The organism is Neobacillus sp. 204, from assembly GCF_046562815.1.
GTDB lineage: Bacteria > Bacillota > Bacilli > Bacillales > Cytobacillaceae > Neobacillus.
Map to the genome: position 1 here is coordinate 51,785 of NZ_JBJORY010000006.1, position 21,853 is coordinate 73,637.

General features: G+C 37.5%; 23 protein-coding genes. 2 read left to right on the forward strand and 21 right to left on the reverse strand.

Annotated features, from left to right (window positions below; translation table 11 throughout):
• Positions 1 to 15 precede the first annotated feature (15 nt).
• Positions 16 to 2,634 carry a transglycosylase domain-containing protein gene (locus ACJ004_RS13455; RefSeq protein ID WP_410893555.1) on the forward strand — a complete coding sequence of 873 codons (2,619 nt, stop codon included), beginning with the start codon at positions 16 to 18 and terminating at the stop codon, positions 2,632 to 2,634.
• Positions 2,635 to 2,666: 32 nt separating this feature from the next.
• Here the strand turns inward: ACJ004_RS13455 and ACJ004_RS13460 are convergent, their stop codons facing one another.
• The 19 genes from ACJ004_RS13460 to ACJ004_RS13550 form a co-directional block, all read right to left on the reverse strand.
• Positions 2,667 to 3,029 carry a YpoC family protein gene (locus ACJ004_RS13460; protein WP_410893556.1) on the reverse strand — a complete coding sequence of 121 codons (363 nt, stop codon included), beginning with the start codon at positions 3,027 to 3,029 and terminating at the stop codon, positions 2,667 to 2,669.
• Entirely contained in the window at positions 3,022 to 3,684 is a 663-nt protein-coding gene (gene nth, locus ACJ004_RS13465) for an endonuclease III (protein WP_410893557.1), read from the reverse strand. The genes ACJ004_RS13460 and nth overlap by 8 nt, the downstream gene beginning before the upstream one ends.
• Before the next feature lie 62 nt (positions 3,685 to 3,746).
• The gene (locus ACJ004_RS13470) at positions 3,747 to 4,445 is read right to left on the reverse strand and encodes a DnaD domain-containing protein (protein WP_410893558.1); all 699 of its coding nucleotides are present in this window, start codon (positions 4,443 to 4,445) and stop codon (positions 3,747 to 3,749) included.
• A gap of 119 nt (positions 4,446 to 4,564) precedes the next feature.
• Positions 4,565 to 5,767, reverse strand: coding sequence for a pyridoxal phosphate-dependent aminotransferase (locus tag ACJ004_RS13475; RefSeq protein ID WP_410893559.1), 1,203 nt, complete (start codon positions 5,765 to 5,767; stop codon positions 4,565 to 4,567).
• A 27-nt stretch (positions 5,768 to 5,794) separates the two neighbouring features.
• A complete protein-coding gene (locus ACJ004_RS13480) occupies positions 5,795 to 6,268 on the reverse strand; it encodes a cell wall elongation regulator TseB-like domain-containing protein (protein ID WP_410893560.1) in 474 nt (157 codons plus the stop codon).
• A gap of 15 nt (positions 6,269 to 6,283) precedes the next feature.
• Positions 6,284 to 6,454: a YpmA family protein gene (locus tag ACJ004_RS13485; protein ID WP_081825341.1), complete on the reverse strand. Its 171-nt coding sequence runs from the start codon at positions 6,452 to 6,454 to the stop codon at positions 6,284 to 6,286.
• A 115-nt stretch (positions 6,455 to 6,569) separates the two neighbouring features.
• A complete protein-coding gene (locus ACJ004_RS13490; RefSeq protein ID WP_410893561.1) occupies positions 6,570 to 7,421 on the reverse strand; it encodes a ComEC/Rec2 family competence protein in 852 nt (283 codons plus the stop codon).
• Positions 7,422 to 7,509: 88 nt separating this feature from the next.
• Positions 7,510 to 10,308, reverse strand: coding sequence for an ATP-dependent DNA helicase DinG (gene dinG / locus ACJ004_RS13495; RefSeq protein ID WP_410893562.1), 2,799 nt, complete (start codon positions 10,306 to 10,308; stop codon positions 7,510 to 7,512).
• A gap of 486 nt (positions 10,309 to 10,794) precedes the next feature.
• Positions 10,795 to 10,944 carry a hypothetical protein gene (locus ACJ004_RS13500; RefSeq protein WP_410893563.1) on the reverse strand — a complete coding sequence of 50 codons (150 nt, stop codon included), beginning with the start codon at positions 10,942 to 10,944 and terminating at the stop codon, positions 10,795 to 10,797.
• A 318-nt stretch (positions 10,945 to 11,262) separates the two neighbouring features.
• Positions 11,263 to 11,646 carry an aspartate 1-decarboxylase gene (gene panD / locus ACJ004_RS13505; RefSeq protein WP_410893564.1) on the reverse strand — a complete coding sequence of 128 codons (384 nt, stop codon included), beginning with the start codon at positions 11,644 to 11,646 and terminating at the stop codon, positions 11,263 to 11,265.
• A gap of 32 nt (positions 11,647 to 11,678) precedes the next feature.
• Complete coding sequence (gene panC, locus ACJ004_RS13510; RefSeq protein WP_410893565.1) at positions 11,679 to 12,527, reverse strand: pantoate--beta-alanine ligase; 849 nt, start codon at positions 12,525 to 12,527, stop codon at positions 11,679 to 11,681.
• Positions 12,524 to 13,360 carry a 3-methyl-2-oxobutanoate hydroxymethyltransferase gene (gene panB, locus ACJ004_RS13515; RefSeq protein ID WP_410893566.1) on the reverse strand — a complete coding sequence of 279 codons (837 nt, stop codon included), beginning with the start codon at positions 13,358 to 13,360 and terminating at the stop codon, positions 12,524 to 12,526. Before panB ends, panC begins: the two co-directional genes overlap by 4 nt.
• A 241-nt stretch (positions 13,361 to 13,601) precedes the next feature.
• Positions 13,602 to 14,579, reverse strand: coding sequence for a biotin--[acetyl-CoA-carboxylase] ligase (locus tag ACJ004_RS13520; protein ID WP_410893567.1), 978 nt, complete (start codon positions 14,577 to 14,579; stop codon positions 13,602 to 13,604).
• Complete coding sequence (locus tag ACJ004_RS13525) at positions 14,564 to 15,763, reverse strand: CCA tRNA nucleotidyltransferase (protein WP_410893568.1); 1,200 nt, start codon at positions 15,761 to 15,763, stop codon at positions 14,564 to 14,566. The genes ACJ004_RS13520 and ACJ004_RS13525 overlap by 16 nt, the downstream gene beginning before the upstream one ends.
• 10 nt (positions 15,764 to 15,773) lie before the next feature.
• Positions 15,774 to 16,901, reverse strand: coding sequence for an N-acetyl-alpha-D-glucosaminyl L-malate synthase BshA (bshA, locus tag ACJ004_RS13530; RefSeq protein WP_410893569.1), 1,128 nt, complete (start codon positions 16,899 to 16,901; stop codon positions 15,774 to 15,776).
• Positions 16,902 to 16,903: 2 nt separating this feature from the next.
• Positions 16,904 to 17,614, reverse strand: a complete 711-nt coding sequence (gene bshB1 / locus ACJ004_RS13535) for a bacillithiol biosynthesis deacetylase BshB1 (protein ID WP_410893570.1) — start codon at positions 17,612 to 17,614, stop codon at positions 16,904 to 16,906.
• Positions 17,607 to 18,023, reverse strand: a complete 417-nt coding sequence (mgsA, locus tag ACJ004_RS13540) for a methylglyoxal synthase (protein WP_410893571.1) — start codon at positions 18,021 to 18,023, stop codon at positions 17,607 to 17,609. The genes bshB1 and mgsA overlap by 8 nt, the downstream gene beginning before the upstream one ends.
• A gap of 12 nt (positions 18,024 to 18,035) precedes the next feature.
• Positions 18,036 to 18,839, reverse strand: coding sequence for a 4-hydroxy-tetrahydrodipicolinate reductase (gene dapB / locus ACJ004_RS13545; protein WP_410893572.1), 804 nt, complete (start codon positions 18,837 to 18,839; stop codon positions 18,036 to 18,038).
• Between the two features lie 5 nt (positions 18,840 to 18,844).
• Complete coding sequence (locus ACJ004_RS13550) at positions 18,845 to 19,189, reverse strand: nucleotide pyrophosphohydrolase (RefSeq protein ID WP_410893573.1); 345 nt, start codon at positions 19,187 to 19,189, stop codon at positions 18,845 to 18,847.
• A 197-nt stretch (positions 19,190 to 19,386) separates the two neighbouring features.
• Between ACJ004_RS13550 and ACJ004_RS13555 the strand changes: the two genes are divergently transcribed.
• Complete coding sequence (locus ACJ004_RS13555) at positions 19,387 to 20,259, forward strand: YitT family protein (protein WP_410893574.1); 873 nt, start codon at positions 19,387 to 19,389, stop codon at positions 20,257 to 20,259.
• Positions 20,260 to 20,338: 79 nt separating this feature from the next.
• On the opposite strand, the gene ypjB is transcribed toward ACJ004_RS13555, so the two are convergent.
• Positions 20,339 to 21,133 carry a sporulation protein YpjB gene (gene ypjB / locus ACJ004_RS13560; protein WP_410893575.1) on the reverse strand — a complete coding sequence of 265 codons (795 nt, stop codon included), beginning with the start codon at positions 21,131 to 21,133 and terminating at the stop codon, positions 20,339 to 20,341.
• Between the two features lie 66 nt (positions 21,134 to 21,199).
• Complete coding sequence (lhaT, locus tag ACJ004_RS13565; protein ID WP_410893576.1) at positions 21,200 to 21,793, reverse strand: lipoprotein heptaprenylglyceryl N-acetyltransferase LhaT; 594 nt, start codon at positions 21,791 to 21,793, stop codon at positions 21,200 to 21,202.
• Between the last annotated feature and the right edge of the window lie 60 nt (positions 21,794 to 21,853).

A 21,853-nucleotide genomic window follows, 5' to 3' on the forward strand; every position in this document is an offset into this window, starting at 1 on the left:
GGAAGGAATATTACAATGTCTGAACAATACCAATCAAGAGAGGAGCGCAGAAAGAAAATCCAATCTAAAAGTAAACCAAAAGCCAAGAAAAAATCTGGAGGACTTGTAAGGAAAATTTTTCTTACATTAGTGGCCCTGGGTATTATTGGTATACTTGCAGGTGTGGGTACTTTCGCGTACTTAGTTAAGGATGCTCCCGTACTTGATCCGAAATTATTAAAAGATCCAATCCCTTCGAAGATATTAGATAAAGATGACAAACTAGTGACGGAAGTAGGTGCCGTTAATCGGGAATATGTAAACTATAAAGATATTCCTACCGTTGTCGAAAATGCAATCTTAGCAACAGAAGATTATCGTTTTTACAAGCACCATGGTATTGACCCGATTCGATTAGGCGGCGCTGTCCTAGCAAATATTCAACATGGATTTGGTTCTGAAGGTGCCAGCACAATTACCCAACAAGTGGTTAAAAACTCATTTTTAACTCCTGAAAAAACCTTAAAGCGGAAAGTTGAAGAAGCTTGGCTTTCCTATCAATTAGAACAGCAATATACAAAGCACCAAATTTTCGAAATGTATGTAAATAAGGTGTATGTTTCTGAAAATAGTCATGGTATTGCTACTGCTGCAAAAATTTTCTATGGAAAAGAATTAAAGGATTTAACTCTAGCTGAAGCGGCCCAAATTGCTGGGATGCCACAAAGTCCAAATAATTATAACCCTTTCGATCATCCTGATTTAGCTGAAAAAAGACGAAACATCGTCTTAACGTTAATGCATCAGCATGGGTTTATTTCAAAGCAAGAGATGGAAGATGCGAAAAAGGTTTCGGTTAAAGAGACCGTCTTAAGTGAAAAAGAGCGGAATGTTAAAGAAAAACCTTTTGATTCATTTGTCGATGCAGTAATAGATGAAGTAAAAGAAACGTCTGATTTTGATATTTTTACAGATGGCTTAACAATCCATACAACACTTGATCCCAATGCACAGTCATATGTAGAGGATATTCTTAACAAAGATGATGTTATCGACTATCCGGATGATGATTTCCAAGCCGGGGTTGCTCTACTGGATACGAAGACAGGAGAGATCCGTGCCATTGGAGGCGGGAGAAACCCAAAAGTTAAACGTGGATTTAACTATGCAATTGATACCCAGCGTCAACCTGGATCAACTATTAAACCTGTTCTAGATTATGCACCAGCAATTGAATATTTAAATTGGGGTACCTTTGAAATGATCGAGGATAAACCAATTACCTATTCTTCCGGGAAAAAATTTGGAAACTGGGACCAAAGCTATAAGGGACCAATGACAATCAGAACGGCATTGCAATTGTCTCGAAATTCACCGGCTGTTCAAGCCTTGCAACAAGTTGGTCTCGATAAAGCAAAAGACTTTGCAGTAGACTTAGGTATCCCTTTAAAGGAAATTTTTGAATCCTATGCTATTGGAGGTTTTAAAACGGGTGTATCACCTCTTGAAATGGCTGGTGCTTACAGTGCTTTTGGTAATAAAGGCATTTACACAAAACCACACGCTATTCGAAAAATCAAACTTCGTGATGGTACCGTCATTAGTACTGAACCAGAACCGAAAGTAGTAATGAAGGACTCTACTGCTTTTATGATTACTGATATGCTGAAAAGTGTCCTCGAATATCCAGGTACAGGTACAAGGGCGAAAGTTCCCGGACTTCCGATTGCCGGTAAGACAGGAACAACTAACTATACTGATGAAGAAATACAAAAATGGGGTATTCCAAGCAGCAAATCTGTTCCTGATGCATGGTTCACAGGTTATACCACCAATTACACAGCATCAATTTGGACTGGTTATAAAAACCAAAGTACCCCAATCAATGCGGTTGGAAATAATCAACGCTTAGCACAATTAATTTTTAAAAACATAATGGAACATGTATCCAAGGATATTGATACACCAGACTTTAAAATGCCAAACAGCGTTCAAAGGGTAAGTATTGAAAGAGGCTCAATGCCACCGGTATTAGCAAGTCAATACACGCCTAGTAGTCAGATTATTACTGAGTATGCTGTAAAAGGTCATTCACCAAATAGAGTTTCCACAAAATATGACAAACTGGCTGCTCCAAAAAGTCTTAGCGCATCATATGATAAAGTAAGTAATAATATTGGATTAACATGGAAATACAATGGTTCCAAAAAAGCCAATGTTACTTTCTCTATTACAGCAGATAACGGAACAGACAAAAAACAATATACTACAGCAGAAACTTCATTAACTATTCCTGCTGTACCAGGTACGATGTACACCTTCACAATCATCGCGATTAGTGGCGATAGACAAAGTGATCCTGCAACTGCAACACTTGAAATTCCGATTCCAGAAACCGACCAGGGCAATGGTACCCCTCCTGTCATCCCGCCTGGCAATGGGAATGGGAATGGGAATGGGAACGGTAATGGAAACGGGAACGGCAATGGGAACGGCAATGGGAACGGCAACGGGAATGGTACTGATACTGGGACTGATACTGGTACTGGTACTGGTGACGGAGGGAATCAGGGAAATGAGGACGGAACTATTCTACCAGATACCCCTGTTGACAATGGTACAGGAGATGGGACGAATACAGGAACTCCTGGTTAATCCTTGCTTATTAATAAGTATAAAAAAAGCGTCTAACCTTTTGGTTTAGACGCTTTTTTTAGTATATTTCTCTTTACAAACAACTTTTCTTGTTCCATCATTAACTCTGAAAGTTGCCGATAGGAATGATATAATGCTGGCCTTGAAATGATAAAGGATAAGCGTTCATCTACATTGACAGGTTTAAATTCAAACTGTTTGTAATTAATTGATTTATCAAGTGTATCTGGCAAGTCATTTGACCTGGCCAGAAATTGAATAAACAATTTAATTCCCTTTTCCATCAATGCTTTTGCGTTTTTATTATCTCGTTTATGAAATAAAGCATCGAGTTGCACTTTACTATTTTCCCATTCCAAAAGGATCTTGGAAATCTCGACTTCCTTATTATCCATTGACCGCGACCTGACCTTTCATCCTCTTTTTTCCTTCCCTGCAAAGTTCTACTAAAGGACAACTTGGACATTGAGGATTTTGAGCTTTACAATGATAACGTCCAAAAAAAATCAGGCGGTGGTGTGTGACCGACCATTCTTCTTTTGGAACCTTCTTCATTAATGTTTTTTCCACTTCAAGAACGGAATCCTTCCACCGGCAAATGCCTAATCGTTTACTTACTCTTTCAACATGTGTATCTACTGCAATAGCAGGTACATTATATGCAACCGACACAACTACATTCGCTGTTTTCCTGCCAACGCCAGGAAGCTTTGTTAATTCATCACGATCCGTTGGGATTTCACCGTTATATTCATCTAATACGATTCGACATAAATTTTGAATGTTTTTGGCCTTATTCCTATAAAGACCAATTGAACGGATGTCGTTTTGCAACTCTTCCAGTGGAACTCTCAGGTAATCCTTAGGTGTTTTGTATTTTTCAAAAAGTGTTTTGGTCACTTTATTGACTAGCACATCAGTACATTGTGCTGATAAAGCTACAGCAATAACTAATTCGAATGGATTCGAATGATTTAACTCACAGTGGGCATCTGGAAACATCTCACCCATATGATCAAGGCAATATCGGATTTGGGTATTATTTAGCATATCTATCACCTACTTTTATTAAAATGAAATAAAACGAGAGATACGTCCCTCGTTCATTTAAATTATTGTTCTAACCAATTGTAAAAAGGAACGGTAGGTTGATGGGGTTCATCCTTGATATTCCCCTTAGGTGGTTGTTTTTGACGAAATTTAAGTCCATGGTTTTTTGCCTGCTCAATCGTTTTTATTCCATTCTTCTTCCACTCAAAGAGAATTCTATCAATATAGCGGAAATTTAATTTCCCCGACATGACGGCTTCACGCAAAGCAGCCTTTATGATCATTGGGTCATGATGGTCATCATCCATCCACATTGCCAGCGATTCACATTCAAAGGGTGAAAGCGGACGTCCAAATTCCTTCTCAAAACACGTATAAAGGTCCGTTTCATCTGCCTTCTTATCCATTTCCTTATGATTTATATTATTTTTCAAGAACTGTTCTATCAATCTTTCCCATAAAGGCTCAACAGAATACTTCTCATAACGTATGCCTTCATTATTATATTCATCTGTGATTTGAATAAAGCCTCTTTGAATCAGTCTTCTGAGCATCTCGTTACATTCAGAAATGGTAATCGTCATTCGTGCTGAAAGCTCATCTGGTGTAGGGAATTCATGTCCCTTATCTAAAAAGGTGAGAATATTTAATAAAAGAACAAGTTCATATTCATTTAAATTTAAATTGCGATATTCAGAAAATAATAATGTAGGAACAGTAATGTTTCCTTCTTGAATCCATGCTAATAAGTTTGTTTTCATAATCAGGACACCTCCTTTTTAGTATATCATGAACAATCTATCCGAGTAAGAGTATTAGGCATCCAACTTTGGTAACTAAAAGCAAAAAGTCTGCAGTAATTAGCAGACTTTTTACACTATTAATTATTCACAATGCTTGATTTTGAAACTACAAATTGGTGGATTCTCTCGACTGCTTGTTCTAATAACTCTAACGAAGTTGCATAGGAAAGTCGAATGTTATCAGGCGTTCCAAAGCCTGACCCAGGGATAACAGCAACTTTAGCATCCACCAGTAAGGCCTCAACGAAAGCATCCACATTCTTATATCCTGTCATCTCTGCAGCTTTTTTCACATTGGGATAAAGATAAAAAGCACCTTGTGGTTTAACACATGTCACACCTGGAATTGCGACAAGTTTTTCAAAAATAATTTCTAATCTTCCTTCAAAAGCCTTCCGCATATCTTCCACTGGCTGTTGTGGACCACTGTAAGCAGCGATTGCTGCATATTGAGCAGTTGTTGTTGGATTAGATGTACTATGGCTAGCAAGGTTTGTCATCGCTTCAATGATCACTTTATTTCCTGCTGCGTACCCTATTCTCCAACCAGTCATTGAATGTGACTTAGATACACCATTGATGACAATGGTTTGCTCTTTTAATTCTGGAGAAAGTTGAGCAATCGAAATATGTTTATTTTCCCCATATACAAGCTTTTCGTATATTTCATCTGAAACAATGAGAATGTTCTCCTCAAGACAAACTTTGCCTATTTCCAAAAGTTCTTCAGCTGTATATAGGACACCAGTTGGGTTACTAGGTGAATTAATAATTACCGCTTTTGTCTTATTTGTAATTGCATCTTTTAATTGTTCTGGTGTGACTTTAAATTGGTTTTTCTCAAATCCCTCAATATAAACTGGGACACCGCCTGCTAACTTTACTTGTTCTGGATAACTGACCCAATACGGTGTAGGGATGATAACTTCATCACCATCATTTAAAATTACTTGAAATAAAGTATAAAGAACGTGTTTAGCTCCATTTCCAACAATAATTTCATTAAGATTGTAGGCCAATCCTTGATCCTCTTCAAATTTCTTGGAAATTGCCTTTTTTAAGGCTGGCAAGCCAGCTGAAGGTGTATACTTTGTATGACCCTCATTCATAGATTGAAAGGCAGCTTCTAAAATATGCTGTGGAGTATTAAAGTCAGGCTCACCGGCCCCCAGACCGATGACATCTTCCCCTTGTTCTTTTAATTCCTTTGCTTTTGCCGTAATCGCTAATGTCGTTGAAGGTGTAAGTGCTTTTACACGGTTAGCTAATTCCACTACCATACTAATTCCTCCGCTCTCCATCTATTTTTATAGGTTTTCAATTTTTTTTAGCCATTCACCAGTATCAAAGTGAACATAATAATAATTTATTAAATTATTATTAGAACGGTAATAAATTTCCCATAATGGGATATTTTTTTCCATACCGAGACGAACAGAAATGATTTTCTTTGGACTTTTTTCTTGTTGAAGTTTTTGAATGGCTGCTTCTTTGGTTAGCCCATTCTTCGCTTTTCTTACGAAAATTTCCTTACTTTTTTCAGGAATCCACACGATAATTTCTTCGCCCTGCTTACTTTTCCCCTCGATGACATTAACAGTTTCGATACCATTATAAATATGGAAATCTTCAACCTCTTTTAAAGAAATTTCCTTTTTCGCAAGTAAGACAGCTTTTTTCTCTGCTGTTTTTACAGGATCGACTGCTGATACATACACCTTAATCAACAATCCACATAGGGCTAATACCAATATTGATAGTACAATAATCCACTTTTTCATTTAGAAATCACTTCTTTATGTACGATAAATCGTAAAAATTGCTGTATTTTGATTCTCTTGATCCAGTGCAAGTCCAAACATAAGATCTTCCTGTTTCAAGGTTCGATTCAGGGCATCAACAATTTTATACAAATCCGGACTATGCTGGATTTTCACTGTTGATAAAACTTCTATTTTACTTTCCATCCGTTTTCCTCCAATATATTCCTATTTCTCTACATTTTTTGATAAATCATATCCATTATTATAACAGGTAGAAGCAAAAAGCGGGTCTAAGATGCGATGATTTTCTCATTTAATTTTAATCATCTGCTTCAATTGGAATCGTTATGACCTCATAATTTGAGTCGGTAAATTTTATCGTTATTGTACCATGTTTCTTTGTTGAATAAATTTCTGACCAAGACTCATGAAGATCGACGAGAATATCTGGGTCATGCTTCTCTTCTTCTGGTGCAAACAGAATTGAAATTTGTGGATTTAAATACTCGATTAATTTTTCAGATAAAGCGTCTTTCATCGCATACTTAGGTATCTTAAAAACATTAATATTCTCCAGATCCTTCGTCATGAGCGTTTTCTCTGCCCGTGGAGTAAATGACGTCATTAGGAGAATTCGATGATTAAAAAACTCAAGGGTCAAATCCATACCCTCATTATCGTCTTTTCCCACGAATTGAACTACAGCAATCATCTCAGGGAGGATTCTTTTCTTTGTGCTCGCACCCCATGAGACAACAGCCGCTTTATTGGTTGTACCCTGTTCTTTTTTGATTTCAGCAGAAAGTTCAGGAGTTGTAATAATTTCTCTTATATGATATTTCGAAATTAACCGGTTAAATTGTTTTTCTGTGAGTTCCAGTTCGTTAGTTGTAAGAATTAATTTAGATATATCCTTTACATCATAAAGGTAAAGCCAACCTTCTAATTCCGCAACCGTTTCTTTCCCTCCGGCATTTACCAAGATATTCTCATTATTTGCACCTTGGATTAGGGTTGCCTCCCCTTCAGACAGACCGAGAAAAGTGACTGCAACTTCATGATCCTTAATATTTAAATCGATATTTTCAATATCATTTAATGATGGCATTGATGCTTCAACCATGAGTGTCGTTTGAATAAATAAGGACAATATAACTAGTAAGGTTCTCATGACACACCTCCTATAAATAGGATGTGCATTTTACCAATTTTTATCCAGTATAATAAGCACTCTTCATCACTTCTTGATATTCATCAAATCATAACCAAGAATGGATAATTCCAACTAAATCATCCATCTTTCCCCTATTAATGGGCACTGTAGGAATGGATTTCAAAAATGCCTTACCGTATTTGGTCGTTACGATCCTTTTGTCAAAGACCACAATTATTCCTCGATCATTTTCTGTTCGAATGAGGCGGCCAAACCCTTGTTTAAATCTAAGGATCGCTTCTGGGAGCGAGTACTCTGAAAATGAATTCCCTCCGCGTTTTTCAATTAACTTACATTTCGCTTCCGTGAAAGGGTCATCTGGAGAACTAAATGGAAGTCTGACAATAACAAGGCAAGATAAGTCCTCACCAGGTATATCTACTCCTTCCCAGAAACTGCTTGTCCCTAACAATAGTGCCTTTTCATAGCGTTGGAAATTCCGGGTTAGCCTTGTTCTGCTTCCACTGGTTATCCCTTGCGCAATCATTGCATAGTCATGTAAAAAACCACTTTCTTTAATTAATTCATAGGTTTTCTTTAACATGTCATAGGCGGTAAATAGAAGCAGCATCCTTCCTTTAGTTGCTTCAGCAATTGTAATGATATGCTCCGTTATTGAAATAACATAGTCATCTAATGAAACAGTATTTATTTCTGGTAAGTCCTCCGGAATTAAAAGCTGCACCTGTTGATTATATGCGAATGGAGATGGGATATTTACTTGTATGGTTGAATCAGGGACTAATCCAATTTCCTTGATGAAATAATCAAATGATTTATTTACTGTCAACGTTGCTGATGTAAAAACTACCGCTTTTTTATGTTGAAAAAATTGTTCCTTTAGCTTACCGGCAACGAAAGCTGGCTGAGCCATAAAGGTAGTCACATTTTGCGGGGATCGAATATCTATTTCAATCCATTTTACATCGTTGGTTGTTTTAAGAAAGGAATCGATGACCGTATTTCTAAGTTCTGCTAATTCATTTTGAAAGGAAAGGATTTCTTCCAATTTATTTTCTTCCGCACGTGATAAGGAATTACTTTCCTTTTTAATCCATTCAAGGCGTTCGATGATTTCTGAATGAAGGTCCTTAAGTAAGAAGGAAAACCTCTCTGCACTATGAACAACTGCCTTCCCTTTTACTTCATCATTTGCGGAAAAGCGGACTTTGGCACGATTTATTCCTTTTTTATTAGTCATTTTGGCTCTGGCAAAATGGGCAATCAATTGAAAAAATTCATCTGTTTCAAAAGTTAAATCAGCCATAAGTTGATTTAACTTAATTGTCGGTGTCATGCTATCGTTTTTCTTTGGTACAGAAGCCATTAGGCTCTCCATTTCATAAAATAGCTGTCTTTGATCATAAAGTCCAAATTGACCTAATAAAAGACGGGTGGATAAATAATCTAATGTATGACCAAAAAACTGACTTGCCGCTTTTTCAAAATGATGCCCCTCATCAATAATGGCATAAGAAAATTCAGGAAGGATTGTGCCTTCTGCTTTAATGTCACTTAATAATAAAGAATGATTTGTAATTATAATATCAGCTACTTGCGCTTGTCTTTTGGCCCTTAAATAAAAATCTCTTTCTTGCCACGCTTGGTTCTGTGAAAAAACAGCGGGTTCGTTCTTAATTTTGTTCCAAAAAATTTGCCCGCCGCTGGAAAGGTTTAACTCATCGCGATCGCCGGTTTCTGTTTCAATCAGCCACACAAGAATTTGCATTTTTGTTAAACCAGTATCGTAATTATCGTTATCCTCTGCTAGTGTCTGGTTAAACTTTTCTAAACTAAGATAATGATTTCTCCCCTTGAGCAAAACGGAGTTTAAATAAAAAGGCAAAAGTTTTGCCAAGAGCGGAATTTCATTATTTAGAATTTGTTCTTGTAAATGAATAGTATGCGTACTCACGATGATGGGAAGCCTATATTGTCTTGAAAAGTAGGCAATCGGCAGCAAGTAGCCCAGAGATTTACCAACACCCGTTCCAGCCTCAATCACAGAATGTTTTTCACTTTGAAACGCCTGATAGACAGTATCCATCATCGTAAATTGGCCAGTCCTCTTCTCAAAAGCATCAAATGCCTTACTGACTAATGCGGTTTTTTCAGCCTCAGTTACAGGATATTGATATTCTTTTTCTTCAGCTGTTGAACCAACAGGTTCTAGAATTCTTTTTAAGGCTAGTTCCTTAAAAATCTCAATAGACTCAGGTAATCTTTCTGGCGTGTCTTCCTTATTAACCAAGATTTCATCAAGTAATTGCTGAAGATCGCTTTTCAGCCCTCCTGATAAATGAGCAAGCTGTTTTAGTGTTACGATTGGTAATGAAGTTAATCGATCTAAAAGAATGAGAAATAATTCAGCAGTAACTAGTGCGTCACTATCTGCTTGATGTGGCCGATCATGGCTTAATTTTTCCTGCTCCGCTAAATCAGAAAGCTTATAACCATCTGCAGTCGGATAAAGGATTCTCGCCATTTCAACCGTATCAAGAACAGGACCGAAGAACCCTTCTTGGCCTGATTGGATTAATTCTTCTTGAAGAAAGGACAAATCAAACAAAACATTATGGGCAACAAAATAAGCCCCATCCAGTAAAGTCATAACTTTTTCTGCTATTTCCGAAAAAAGCGGCGCATCTTTCACCATATCATCATTCAAACCAGTTAATTCTTCAATAAATATTGGTATCGATTTCTTTGGATTAATTAATGATGAAAACTCTTCTGTGATTTTTCCATTTTCAATGACCACAGCTGCAAATTGGATGATTTTATCACCCCTTTTTGGAATGTTTCCCGTAGTTTCCAAATCGATTACGACGAATTTATTTAGCATTTATTAACACCCCAAACCTTCGTTCATTAAAACGGTATCACATTATCTTCAAAAGAAAAAGTATACACTACTAAGAGCTTTCGATTCTACCATTAACTTTACGATAATTTTTATGTATATTATATAAAACTCTCGTTAAAAAAGAAAAATCCCCGAAGATTCAGATTGTCGAGAAAGGGTATTTTTCTCAGAATTTTTTATTTTGTCAGAAACTAACTAAATAGCCTGCAAATGGGCCTGTTGATTTCCGCTCCGGGCACTCGCTTTCCGCGGGGAGGTCCTGGAGCCTCCTCGGCGCTTTGGCGCCTGCGGGGTCTCCAGTGACCTCTCTATCCCGCAGGAGTCGAGTGCCCTCCGCTCCAATCAACAGGGGGGCAAATCAACCTAAAGTATTGCAACACACTTTTTCTAACCTTGCTAAGTGTGTCACAATCTTTTTTATATTTTGGCAGGCTGCAGTAAGAAGAGCCTGTTCACTCACATTCTTCAATCGCTTTGATAAGGACGGACCTTCTCAAGAAGAAACGAAAAATCAATATATTTATCAATCAAACGAAGAAGATGGACATCAGGTACCCATTCATCAATAGATACAAATTCATATTCACTTTGGCTAGACTCTTTTGGCTTAAACATTGATTTCACCACTTATTTTTATTATTTATAAGTTGAGTTGAAGGTCTTTATTAACAACACTCTGTTGATTGGTGCGGAAGGCACGAAGACTCCTGCGGGAGTACGGGTCAGGGGAGACCCCGCAGGAGCGAAGCGACGAGGAGGCTCCCCGGCACGCCCGCGGAAAGCGAAGTGCCTGGAGCGCCAATCAACAGACCTGTTTAAAGTCAATATACCAATAGTATTATAACGAATTAATGCGGTAAACTGTTGAAGTGATTGAATAAAATAAAAAGCTGCCGAGGGTTTTTCGACAGCTTGAATCCCCAAAACTGGGGATTACATAATTGTGAGTGCAGGTTCAGCATGGATCAGTTCTTTAATACGATTGTCTTCATCCATTATCGCCACTTTTGGCTGATGTGATGCTACTTTTTCATCAGCAATCAGCGCATAGGAAATGATAATGACGATATCACCTTTTTGAACAAGACGGGCGGCTGCACCATTTAAACAAATGACTCCACTGCCTCTTTCACCCGGAATAATATAGGTCTCTAGGCGTGCACCATTATTATTGTTAACAATTTGAACCTTTTCATTTGCAATCATTCCAACTGCATCTAATATGTCCTCATCGATTGTGATACTGCCTACATAATTTAAATTTGCCTCTGTAACAGTGGCACGATGGATCTTTCCGTTCATCATGTTGCGATACAATATCCTCTACCTCCATTTCCTCATATTCCCTATCAATCTATATTCGTAATAAAATTGTCTATTAATCGTACCTTTGAAAATTTTACAGCGAGTGCAATAATAATGGTACCCTCTAATTTTTCCAATGGCTTTAATTGTGGATAGGAGTAGATTTGGACATAATCAATTACACCAGTCGAATCATTCCTAATTTTTTCGCGAATCAAAGTAATTAATTTAACAGGATCTCGTTCACCTTCATTAATGGCTGCTTCTGCTGCTTTTAGGCTTTGATATAGGACAGGTGCTTCTTGTCTTTCCTTTGGCAGGAGATTAACATTTCGAGAACTTTTGGCTAGTCCATCAGTTTCCCGGATGATATCTACCGCAACCAGATCCACAGGAATATTAAAATCTGAAATTAACCCTTCAATAACCGCAACCTGCTGGGCATCTTTTTTACCGAAATAAGCTCGTATTGGCATGATGATGTTAAAGAACTTTGTAATGACCGTAGCTACTCCGTCAAAATGTCCGGGGCGTGAACTCCCACATAAAACATCTGTCCGTTCCTGTACGGTAACTTTAACAGAAAGTTCGTTTGGATACATTTCCTCTACAGATGGATAAAACAGAAAATCTACCATTTCACTTTCAGCTAGGGCACGGTCACGCTCAAAATCACGTGGATAATCAGCATAATCTTCTTTCGGTCCAAACTGTAAAGGGTTCACAAATATGCTTAGGACGACGATATCGTTTTCTTGTCTTGCTCTATTTACAAGTGTTAAATGCCCTTCATGCAGAAAACCCATCGTTGGAACAAAGCCAATTGATTTTTCTTGGCTTTTGAATTGGGATATTACCTCCTGCATTTCCTTAATGGTTGTGATTACCTTCATTTAATACCTCCATAAAGCCCTTTCAGTTCCTGTTCCTTCATTGTGAACGAGTGCTTATCCTCAGGAAACTGTTTATTTTTAACTTCTGCTGCATATGCTTGGATAGATTCGATCATAAATGGATTTACGGAATGGTATTGTTTCACGAACTTTGGTACCCGCTCAACACCATAGCCAAGGATATCATGATAGACAAGCACTTGACCATCCACCTCAATCCCAGCCCCGATACCAATAATTGGAATAGATAAACTTTGTGTTATTTCCTCTGCCAATTGTTTGGGGACACATTCAAGAACGATTGCAAATGCACCAGCTTCCTCACATTTCTTTGCATCATCGATCAATTTCCTTGCTGCTTCGGCATCTTTTCCTTGTACTTTATACCCGCCTAATACACCCACAGATTGAGGCGTTAACCCTAAATGGGCACAAACAGGGATGCCTGCTTTTGTGAGAGCCGCAATTTTTTCGATGACATCATCTGCACCTTCCAGTTTTACCGCATGTGCGCCTGTTTCTTGAATTAGTCTGCCAGCATTAAGTAATGTATCTCTTACGGATAAATGGTAGGTTAAAAACGGCATATCCGCGAGAATAAAAGTATTTTTAGCCCCTCGTTTAACCGCCTTCGTATGATGGATCATGTCTTCCAGTGTCACGGGAATGGTTGAGTCATACCCAAGGACAACCATTCCGAGGGAGTCTCCCACCAATATCACGTCAACCCCTCCCTCTTCTGCTTGTTTAGCTGAGGGGTAATCATACGCTGTTAACATGACAATTTTTTCATTACTTTCCTTCATTTTCAAAAAATCTGTTGCTTGCTTCATCAATTTTCCCTCCTTTTAGTTGGGAGAGGGGATAAGAAGATTTCAAAGAGCAAATAAAAAGATCCTTCTGAAGGCAGAGGATCCCGGGTAACTCTTTTACATGCTTCATCCCTCTGTCCCGGTCCGTTAAACGGATCTAGGCAGAAACCTTTTTTTAATTGTTTATTGCGTTTTAGGTGCAGTTCACTTGGATACTGCCCATTGGATTGAATTATAGCAAATTCTACGGAAAGTTCAAGCCTTATAACTCAATATCGGCTGAATAAATATGGTGGATGCAACCAGACTGATCCTCCAATTTCAACACTCCATCATCAGTGATTCCGATTGCCTTTCCTTCAATGGTATTTGTCAATGTTCTTGCTTTTATGTATTTACCGATACTGCTAGCATAGCCCTCCCATAATAGCTTAATTGGTAAAAAGCCCTGTTGCAGATACAAGGTATATAGTTTTTCAAAATGCATGAAGATACTTCTAATTAACTCTGCTCTTGAGACAGTTTCCTTTTTCTCAATGTAAAGAGATGTGGCAATTTCTTGAAGCTCTAATGGGAAATCGTCTTTCTTTTGATTCACATTAATACCTACTCCAATAATGATCGAATGAATTCGATCAGCTTCAGCCTGTAATTCCGTTAATATACCAGTTACTTTTTTTCCATTTATAAGGATATCATTTGGCCATTTAATTTCTGGGATCAGGTCAGTCATTTCCTCAAATGCTTGTACAATTGCAACTGCTGTCAGTAATGTCAATTGTGGTGCCTTACTAAGAGGGATATTGGGGCGTAAGATCATGCTCATCCAAATACCTGTGTATTTTGGAGAATGCCATTTACGGGCCATTCTACCCCTGCCTGACAACTGTTCTTCGGCAATGATAACAGTCCCTTCTGAGGCATCTTCTGAAGCAAAGCGGTGGGCAATCTTCTGGGTTGATTCAACACTTTCTTCATAATGGATATTTCTCCCCATGAATTTAGTTGTTAAGCCGAATCTTATTTCATCAGCCGTTATTTTCTCTGGTGTTTTTAGTATCCGATATCCTTTATTTCGAACGGCATCTAATTCAAATCCTTCTTTCCTTAGTTCCTCAATATGCTTCCATACTGCCGTCCTTGAGCAGCCAATGAGGTCTGCTAAATGTTGACCTGACAAAAAATCATCACCAGCATTTGTAAATGCATCAAGTAGTTCTTTTCTTATTTCAGATTGCACTTCATTAGCCACTCCTTGATTTTTTCTTTGTTATTATCTAGTTGTCCCGCGATTATTTTATTTTCAATGGTTAAAAGCGTTTCTTTTAGCCATGGTCCTCCCCGTTTATTGAACCAATCCATTAAGTCATTCCCAGATACATTCATTTCTGCTCGTTCTTTTATCGGGAGGGATTCATATAGGTTTATCCATTGTTCAATCGAATCATCAGCTTTAATTTTGTTAATTACAAGGTAGAGTCTTTCTGTTGAAAGGATTGTTTCACGACCTGCGGAATATAGATCATTTAGGTTCCATTCTTGTTCCAGTCTTTTATATAAGAAATGGACAACTCGCCCGATCTCTCTTATTTCCTTAAGTGCAAGCCGCCATTCTTTTAGAAATACCTCTATCTCTTTTTCTTTTAAATTTAAACAGAAAATTAATAATGACCACATTTCATTGACAGTAAGTCCACTACTTTCAAAATCAAGCAATTTCTCTAAATGCTGACTCTTCGCTTGCAAACCAGGTAAATATAAATAAATATTTGTTTCAAGGAGAATATTCAGTGCGTTATGTTTATTTTTACCGATTAAGAGTTTCTCAAACTCGGCCCTTTTTCTTTCAACAGCAATGTTCTCAAGCAAATGAACCAGCATGGATAATGCTTCAACTGTACGTCTTTCAATTTGAAAAGAAAGTTGACTTACAAATCGAACAGCTCTCATCATTCTTAAGGCATCTTCTTGGAATCTGTCACTTGGACTTCCGACTGTTTGAATTATTTTGTTCTGAATTGCTAAAAATCCATTAAATGGATCAATCAGCTTTCTATTTCTGTCCATTGCAATTGCATTCATCGTAAAATCTCTACGCTTTAGGTCATCTTTTAAATTTCGAATAAAAGTAACCTCATTGGGTCTACGGTAATCTTGATACTCCGATTCCGTTCTGAAAGTCGTGACCTCATATGCTCCATTATTTACAAGGACGAGAACTGTTCCATGTTCTATTCCAATATCAACTGTTTTCGGAAAAATTTTTTTCACTTCAGCCGGTGTTGCGCTAGTTGCAATATCAACGTCATTAATCTCTCTTTTTAACAGAAAATCTCTAACGGAACCCCCAACAAAATAGGCATCATAGCCGGCATCCTCAAGCTTTTTTAAGACAGGATTAGCTGTTAAAAATGGGTCTGTCATTACCTTCACCTTAATTCAATAAATTAAAATATATTTGCTCATATTGTTCAACGATTTGATCAGCTTTAAATTTGGTTTTCGCTGTGTATACGGACTGACTAGAAAATTGTTGGTGAAGATTCTTATCATTCAAGACAGCTAGCGCTCTACTAGAAATGTCCTTGATGTCTCCTACTTCACAAATATATCCATTTACACCATGATTAATAACCTCAGGTACCCCGCCAACATTCGTACCGATACATGGGACACCACATGCCATCGCTTCTAATGCAACAAGGCCAAAGCTTTCTTTTTCCGATAATAACAACATTAAATCACTAATAGAATACAATTCCTCTAAGCTCTCTTGTTTGCCTAGAAATATGACTTGATCTTCTAATCCTAATTCTCTTACTTGTTTACAAACGATGGTCATTTCTGGACCATCGCCGACCAACAGTAATTTCGCAGGCATTGCCGAGGCAATCTTTGCAAATGATTTCACTACATCTTTTACCCGTTTTACTGGACGGAAATTAGAAACATGAATAATAACTTTCTCATTATCCCTTATCTCAAAATCTGACTTTAAAGCAAGCGCATCACTTTTTTTATAAATGCGGTCATCAATAAAATTATAAACTGTTTCGATAGGTTTATCAGGATTGATGAGTTCATAGGTTTGATCCACAAGTGCTTTGGATACAGCCGTTACCACATCAGATTTTTCAATTCCGAATTTAATCGCATCTGTCAACGATGGATCATACCCTAAAACCGTTATGTCTGTTCCATGTAATGTGGTGACAATCTTAATCTCACGGTTGCTCATTTGCTTTGCTAAAATTGCACAAACGGCGTGAGGAATAGCATAGTGAACGTGCAGTATATCTAATTTTTCCCTGTTAACTACTTCCGCCATTTTACTTGCTAATGCTATATCGTATGGTGGATATTGAAATAAGGAATATTGATTCACTTCAACTTGATGATAATAGATATTATGATAAATTTTATTCAGTCTAAAAGGGATGCTAGATGAAATGAAATGAATTTCATGGCCTTTTTCAGCCAGCATTTTTCCTAATTCCGTTGCCACCACACCTGAACCACCTACTGTTGGATAGCAAGTAATTCCAATTTTTAGTTTCATCATGGTTATTCTCCTATCAAATCACGATTCAAAAGAATAGGAATTTTCGTTTTGAATCCTTCCGCGTATGTAACACCAACAAGCTTTCCAAACATTCTTTCCCTTGCCTCTACTGTTTCAATATACCCATTTACAAGCGGAGTATTGTAGCTTACTTCTGATTGCTCGAATTGACTTTTGTATGCCCTTAAAGCTTGGAGTTTCTTATCTATAAATTGAGAAATATCAATTGTAAAATCTGGCTTATGAAAACCATTAATCATATAAAAATAAACTTTCTCCACTCGGTGTGCAGGCTCATTTCCTTCTGTTTCATACTTTCTAATTCCAGCAGAAAAAACTGCCTCCTCCACTAAACTAGCACAATTCCCATGATCTGGGTGACGATCCTCAAAATAAGGTGCAAACACAATTCGAGGCTTGTATGTTCTTATAACCCTTGCAATTTCTCTTATGTATTCTTCTTTAAGATATAAACCCCTATCAGGAAAAGCGAGTGATGTTCTCATGGAAACGTTAAGGAATTCAGCAGCATTTGCCGCCTCTAACTTTCTTAGCTCTACATTCCCATTTGAAGAAAGGTCGGCATCTGTTAGGTCACAGATACCAACTCGATTTCCCTCTGATGTCAATTTTACAATTGTACCTGCCATGCCAATCTCGACATCGTCTGCATGGGCACCAAATGCAAGGACTTCAAGATGTTGATTATTCATTGATTCCACCATTCTCTTTAATTACATTTCTCCATTCAATAAGCCCAAGTTCTAAACCTCTAATCAATAATTCTGCCGTTCCCATATTAGTAGCAAGAGGTATAGAGTACACATCACATAGCCTAACCAATGCAGTAACATCTGGTTCGTGCGGCTGGGAGGTTAATGGGTCGCGAAAAAAGAAAACAGCATCCATTTTATTTTGGGCAATCAATGCTCCTATTTGCTGGTCACCACCAAGTGGTCCAGATTGGAAACGTGTAATACTCAAACCCGTTGCTTCATTAATCCTCTGTCCGGTTGTCCCAGTAGCAAATAAGGTATGCTTCGAAAAAATATTCTGATAGGCTGTCGCAAACTGAACCAAATCATTTTTCTTTTTATCATGAGCGATTAATGCAATGTTCATCACTATTACTCCTTACTTTAATATATTTTCAAGTCCATAAACAAAGGTATTATGTGCCATTACGGACTCCACTGCCACTCTTACTCCTGACATAAAAGAACCGCGGTGGTAGGAATCATGCCTGATTGTTAGAGTCTGACCATCTGAACCAAATAACACCTGTTGATGTGCGACTAATCCCGGCAAGCGTACCGAGTGAATATGCATTCCATCGTATTCTGCACCCCTCGCACCTATTATTGTTTCTTTTTCATTGGGGTGACCTTGATTTTTTGCCTCTCGAACAACAGAAATCATTTCAGCTGTTTTTACCGCTGTTCCTGAAGGAGCATCGAGCTTTTGATCGTGGTGCAATTCAATAATTTCTACGTCTTCAAAATATTTTGCAGCCATTTGCGAGAATTTCATCATTAAAACAGCACCAATTGCAAAATTTGGAGCGATAATGCAACCAAGATCTTTCTCCTGACAAATACGTTCTAATTCCTCTAAATCACTAGCAGAAAATCCTGTAGTGCCCACAACTGGACGCACATTGTAGGCAAGTGCAGTTTTTGTATGGTGCATGCCTACTTCAGGTGTGGTTAGGTCTATCAGAACGTCTGCTTGAACATTTTGCAGGCATGTTTCAATTTTTGAATAAACTTGCACATTATGTATTGAATGAAAACCTTCCAAATCACTTAACATAATTCCATCATATTTATGATCTACAACCGCAACTAATTCAAAATGCTCCGTATTAGTTACTAACTTTACAGCCTCGCTGCCCATTCTGCCGCGGGGACCAGCAATGATAATTTTAATTTTTTCCATACAATTCACTCCATTTTTTCTTCATTAATTCTAGTCCAACGATCTTTATCTCTTGTTTTAAATTTTGCCATCACATAATCATGTGCTTCTTCGAGGCTTATATTTAATGAATTAGCAAAACAAATTAATACAAATAATAGATCACCCAGTTCTTCTTCAATAGCTTTTTCAGTTTCACTAGTTTTTTTGGGTTTCTCTCCATAATAATGATTGACTTCTCTAGCAAATTCCCCGAGTTCCTCTGTTAATCGTGCCAGCATTGCTAGAGGACTGAAATACCCCTCTTTAAATTGACTTATGTACAAATCTACTTCTTTCTGAAGGTCTTTCATCGTCTTTTCTTTGGTCATGTATTTCACCTCTTTACTACATCCCGAGAATTATGTCCATATTGTTATTCATTGTTAATGTTAGCTAAATTAACGCTGATTTACAAATGTTTTCATTTATTATCTACTCTTTTTTACTACTCATTGCTCTAGCATTTTTAATTCGATATAATAAAAACCGCCATATAAGAGAATTTATGGCAGAGGGGGGATTATTAATGTTATCAGGGCTTAAAGTAAAAAATATATTGTTCATCCTATTAGGAGCGGCAATCATGTCGTTTGGACTTGTCAATTTTAATATGCAAAACAAGTTGGCAGAAGGTGGATTTACTGGGATTGCACTCTTATTTTATTTCTTGTTCAAATGGGATCCGTCTTATTCAAATTTATTTTTAAATATTCCTCTTTTTTTTATTGGGTGGAAATTGTTAGGACGAAATACCTTTTTATATACCATTTTAGGTACGGTTGGGGTATCTATTTTTTTATGGATTTTCCAACGTTACCCCATAGAAATGCCGCTTGAAAGTGATTTAACATTAGCCGCATTATTTGCTGGGGTTTTTACGGGCATAGGTTTGGGGATTATCTTCCGTTATGGAGGAACAACGGGCGGAGTCGATATTATCGCAAGGCTCGTCCAAAAATATGCAGGCTGGAATATGGGGAAAACGATGTTCTTGTTTGATGCCTGTGTTATCACCCTATCACTTGTAACATATTTAAATTATAAACAAGCAATGTACACACTGGTAGCTGTCTTTATAGGTGCAAGAGTCATTGATTTCATGTTAGAGGGTGCTTATTCTGCTAGGGGGGCAATGATAATTTCAGAGAAAAACGAACAAATTGCCGCTAAAATTATGGAAGAAATGGACCGAGGAGTAACTGCCTTAAGGGGTTATGGATCGTATACGAAAAGTGAACGTGAGGTTTTATATTGTGTTGTGGCTAAAAATGAAATAGTCAGGTTAAAAAATGTCATCACTTCGGTAGATCCTCATGCCTTCGTTTCCATCACCATTGTCCATGATGTTCATGGTGAAGGTTTCACACTGGATGAAAATAAAATGCCATTAATAGATTAAAAAGCAATGTCCGCTGCAGAAATACCCCAGTCAACAACTTGACCAGGGTATTTCCACTTTGGATATTGCTTTTTTAATATCAATCCTTTAAATCCCTAGAGCGGTCTTTTTTCAAGTTCTTATCACCCTGATACTTTCTCCAGCCAACGTAGGATAGGGTCATTATAATTATGCTTCCAGTTGAGATAATCACCCACCAAATGTTAGGGTCTGCTTCATCCTCTTCCATTTTGGAAAAGAGATTGACTAAGTCCGTATCTAGTTTATCTAATTCCTGTTGACTTTTCGAATTATTTACCACTTGGGAACGATATTCATTAATAAAATCAATCCGCGCATCTAATTTTTGAACATTTTCAACAGACACATCAATTTTCATACTAGGATAGATAACATTATACAAAGATAAAAATGAATTGAAGTTTGTATGAAAGTGTCCTGAATCACCTTTTTTTGCGGCGTCTTTTGCTTGATGGAAGGCTGTCATAATTTGATCTTCCATTTCAACCCATAATGGTTGATGGTTTGTTGCAATGGCATCAATAACAAGACGAAATTTGACTAATTTATTTATTCGTTCCTCATATTTCATATTGGAACTAACTGCTGCTTCCACTGCTTCATCGTGGGAGGTATTAATTATTCGTACCTCATCCATGGTTAATGGCTGATCCGTACCAGCAATACTAGTGAACTGTTCTGAAAAATAATCAAGCAGTCTTTTTGCATCTTCATATCTATGAAACTTCACCATTTGGAGCGCTTCATCTGAGATATCATCAAGCTTCTCCATTGGCGATTGTTGTTCGGCATAAATAGTTGTGGGAGTAAGCATCATGATAATTGCAAATAAAAATAACCATTTGATTTTCAATCCTTGTCCCCCCTTTCATTACTAATAAAATGTATGTAGGGTTGGACAAGGTTAGACCATATTGAATTATTTTATTTCAAGTTTGTAGCGTTTTGACCGAATTGAAAAATAATAGGCAAGTGCGATTGAAAGAATCGAAAGCCAGAATGTAAAATAGCCAATTTGCGGGGTATAGCGGTCAAGCATATGATAGCTCGGTAACATGAAAAATACATAATCAATCACATCATTATGGAGTGTCCAAATAGCGGTCACTATTAAATGCCACCATTTAAACCGGTAAAATGGTGCATATAAAATACCTTGGACGGCCATCGCGAAATGGGAAAAAATCAACATGTAGCCAACCGCATCTAGTTCACCTTGAACAAAGTAAACCAGTATGTTCATTACCACTGCCCATATTCCATATTTAAATAGCGTAACAATGGCAAGTGCCTCTATTAAAGGCCAGTTCCTCCCTAATAGAAAAGCAATTAGGACAAAAACAAAAAATAAACTAGCAGTTGGGCTGTCAGGTACAAATGGAAGAAAAATAGCAGGTGTCTCTTTTAGTTGCCATCCATACCAGTAATATCCATAGATTGTTCCTACTATATTGATAAATAATAACAGTTTCATAATTGACCGATTGGCCAAGAGAGGATATATCCAACGCACAAGTAAGCTCCTTTCAGTATGCTTTTTATCATCAAGAAAAAAGCTGACGATCCTTCGTCA

Bases quoted from the DNA above. Each gene is read 5' to 3' on its own strand.
- ACJ004_RS13455 (WP_410893555.1), top strand. From the start codon at position 16: ATGTCTGAACAATACCAATCAAGAGAGGAGCGCAGAAAGAAAATCCAA.
- ACJ004_RS13460 (WP_410893556.1), bottom strand. From the start codon at position 3,029: ATGGATAATAAGGAAGTCGAGATTTCCAAGATCCTTTTGGAATGGGAA.
- nth (WP_410893557.1), bottom strand. From the start codon at position 3,684: ATGCTAAATAATACCCAAATCCGATATTGCCTTGATCATATGGGTGAG.
- ACJ004_RS13470 (WP_410893558.1), bottom strand. From the start codon at position 4,445: ATGAAAACAAACTTATTAGCATGGATTCAAGAAGGAAACATTACTGTT.
- ACJ004_RS13475 (WP_410893559.1), bottom strand. From the start codon at position 5,767: ATGGTAGTGGAATTAGCTAACCGTGTAAAAGCACTTACACCTTCAACG.
- ACJ004_RS13480 (WP_410893560.1), bottom strand. From the start codon at position 6,268: ATGAAAAAGTGGATTATTGTACTATCAATATTGGTATTAGCCCTATGT.
- ACJ004_RS13485 (WP_081825341.1), bottom strand. From the start codon at position 6,454: ATGGAAAGTAAAATAGAAGTTTTATCAACAGTGAAAATCCAGCATAGT.
- ACJ004_RS13490 (WP_410893561.1), bottom strand. From the start codon at position 7,421: ATGAGAACCTTACTAGTTATATTGTCCTTATTTATTCAAACGACACTC.
- dinG (WP_410893562.1), bottom strand. From the start codon at position 10,308: ATGCTAAATAAATTCGTCGTAATCGATTTGGAAACTACGGGAAACATT.
- ACJ004_RS13500 (WP_410893563.1), bottom strand. From the start codon at position 10,944: ATGTTTAAGCCAAAAGAGTCTAGCCAAAGTGAATATGAATTTGTATCT.
- panC (WP_410893565.1), bottom strand. From the start codon at position 12,527: ATGAAGGTAATCACAACCATTAAGGAAATGCAGGAGGTAATATCCCAA.
- panB (WP_410893566.1), bottom strand. From the start codon at position 13,360: ATGAAGCAAGCAACAGATTTTTTGAAAATGAAGGAAAGTAATGAAAAA.
- ACJ004_RS13525 (WP_410893568.1), bottom strand. From the start codon at position 15,763: ATGACAGACCCATTTTTAACAGCTAATCCTGTCTTAAAAAAGCTTGAG.
- bshA (WP_410893569.1), bottom strand. From the start codon at position 16,901: ATGATGAAACTAAAAATTGGAATTACTTGCTATCCAACAGTAGGTGGT.
- bshB1 (WP_410893570.1), bottom strand. From the start codon at position 17,614: ATGAATAATCAACATCTTGAAGTCCTTGCATTTGGTGCCCATGCAGAC.
- mgsA (WP_410893571.1), bottom strand. From the start codon at position 18,023: ATGAACATTGCATTAATCGCTCATGATAAAAAGAAAAATGATTTGGTT.
- dapB (WP_410893572.1), bottom strand. From the start codon at position 18,839: ATGGAAAAAATTAAAATTATCATTGCTGGTCCCCGCGGCAGAATGGGC.
- ACJ004_RS13550 (WP_410893573.1), bottom strand. From the start codon at position 19,189: ATGACCAAAGAAAAGACGATGAAAGACCTTCAGAAAGAAGTAGATTTG.
- ACJ004_RS13555 (WP_410893574.1), top strand. From the start codon at position 19,387: ATGTTATCAGGGCTTAAAGTAAAAAATATATTGTTCATCCTATTAGGA.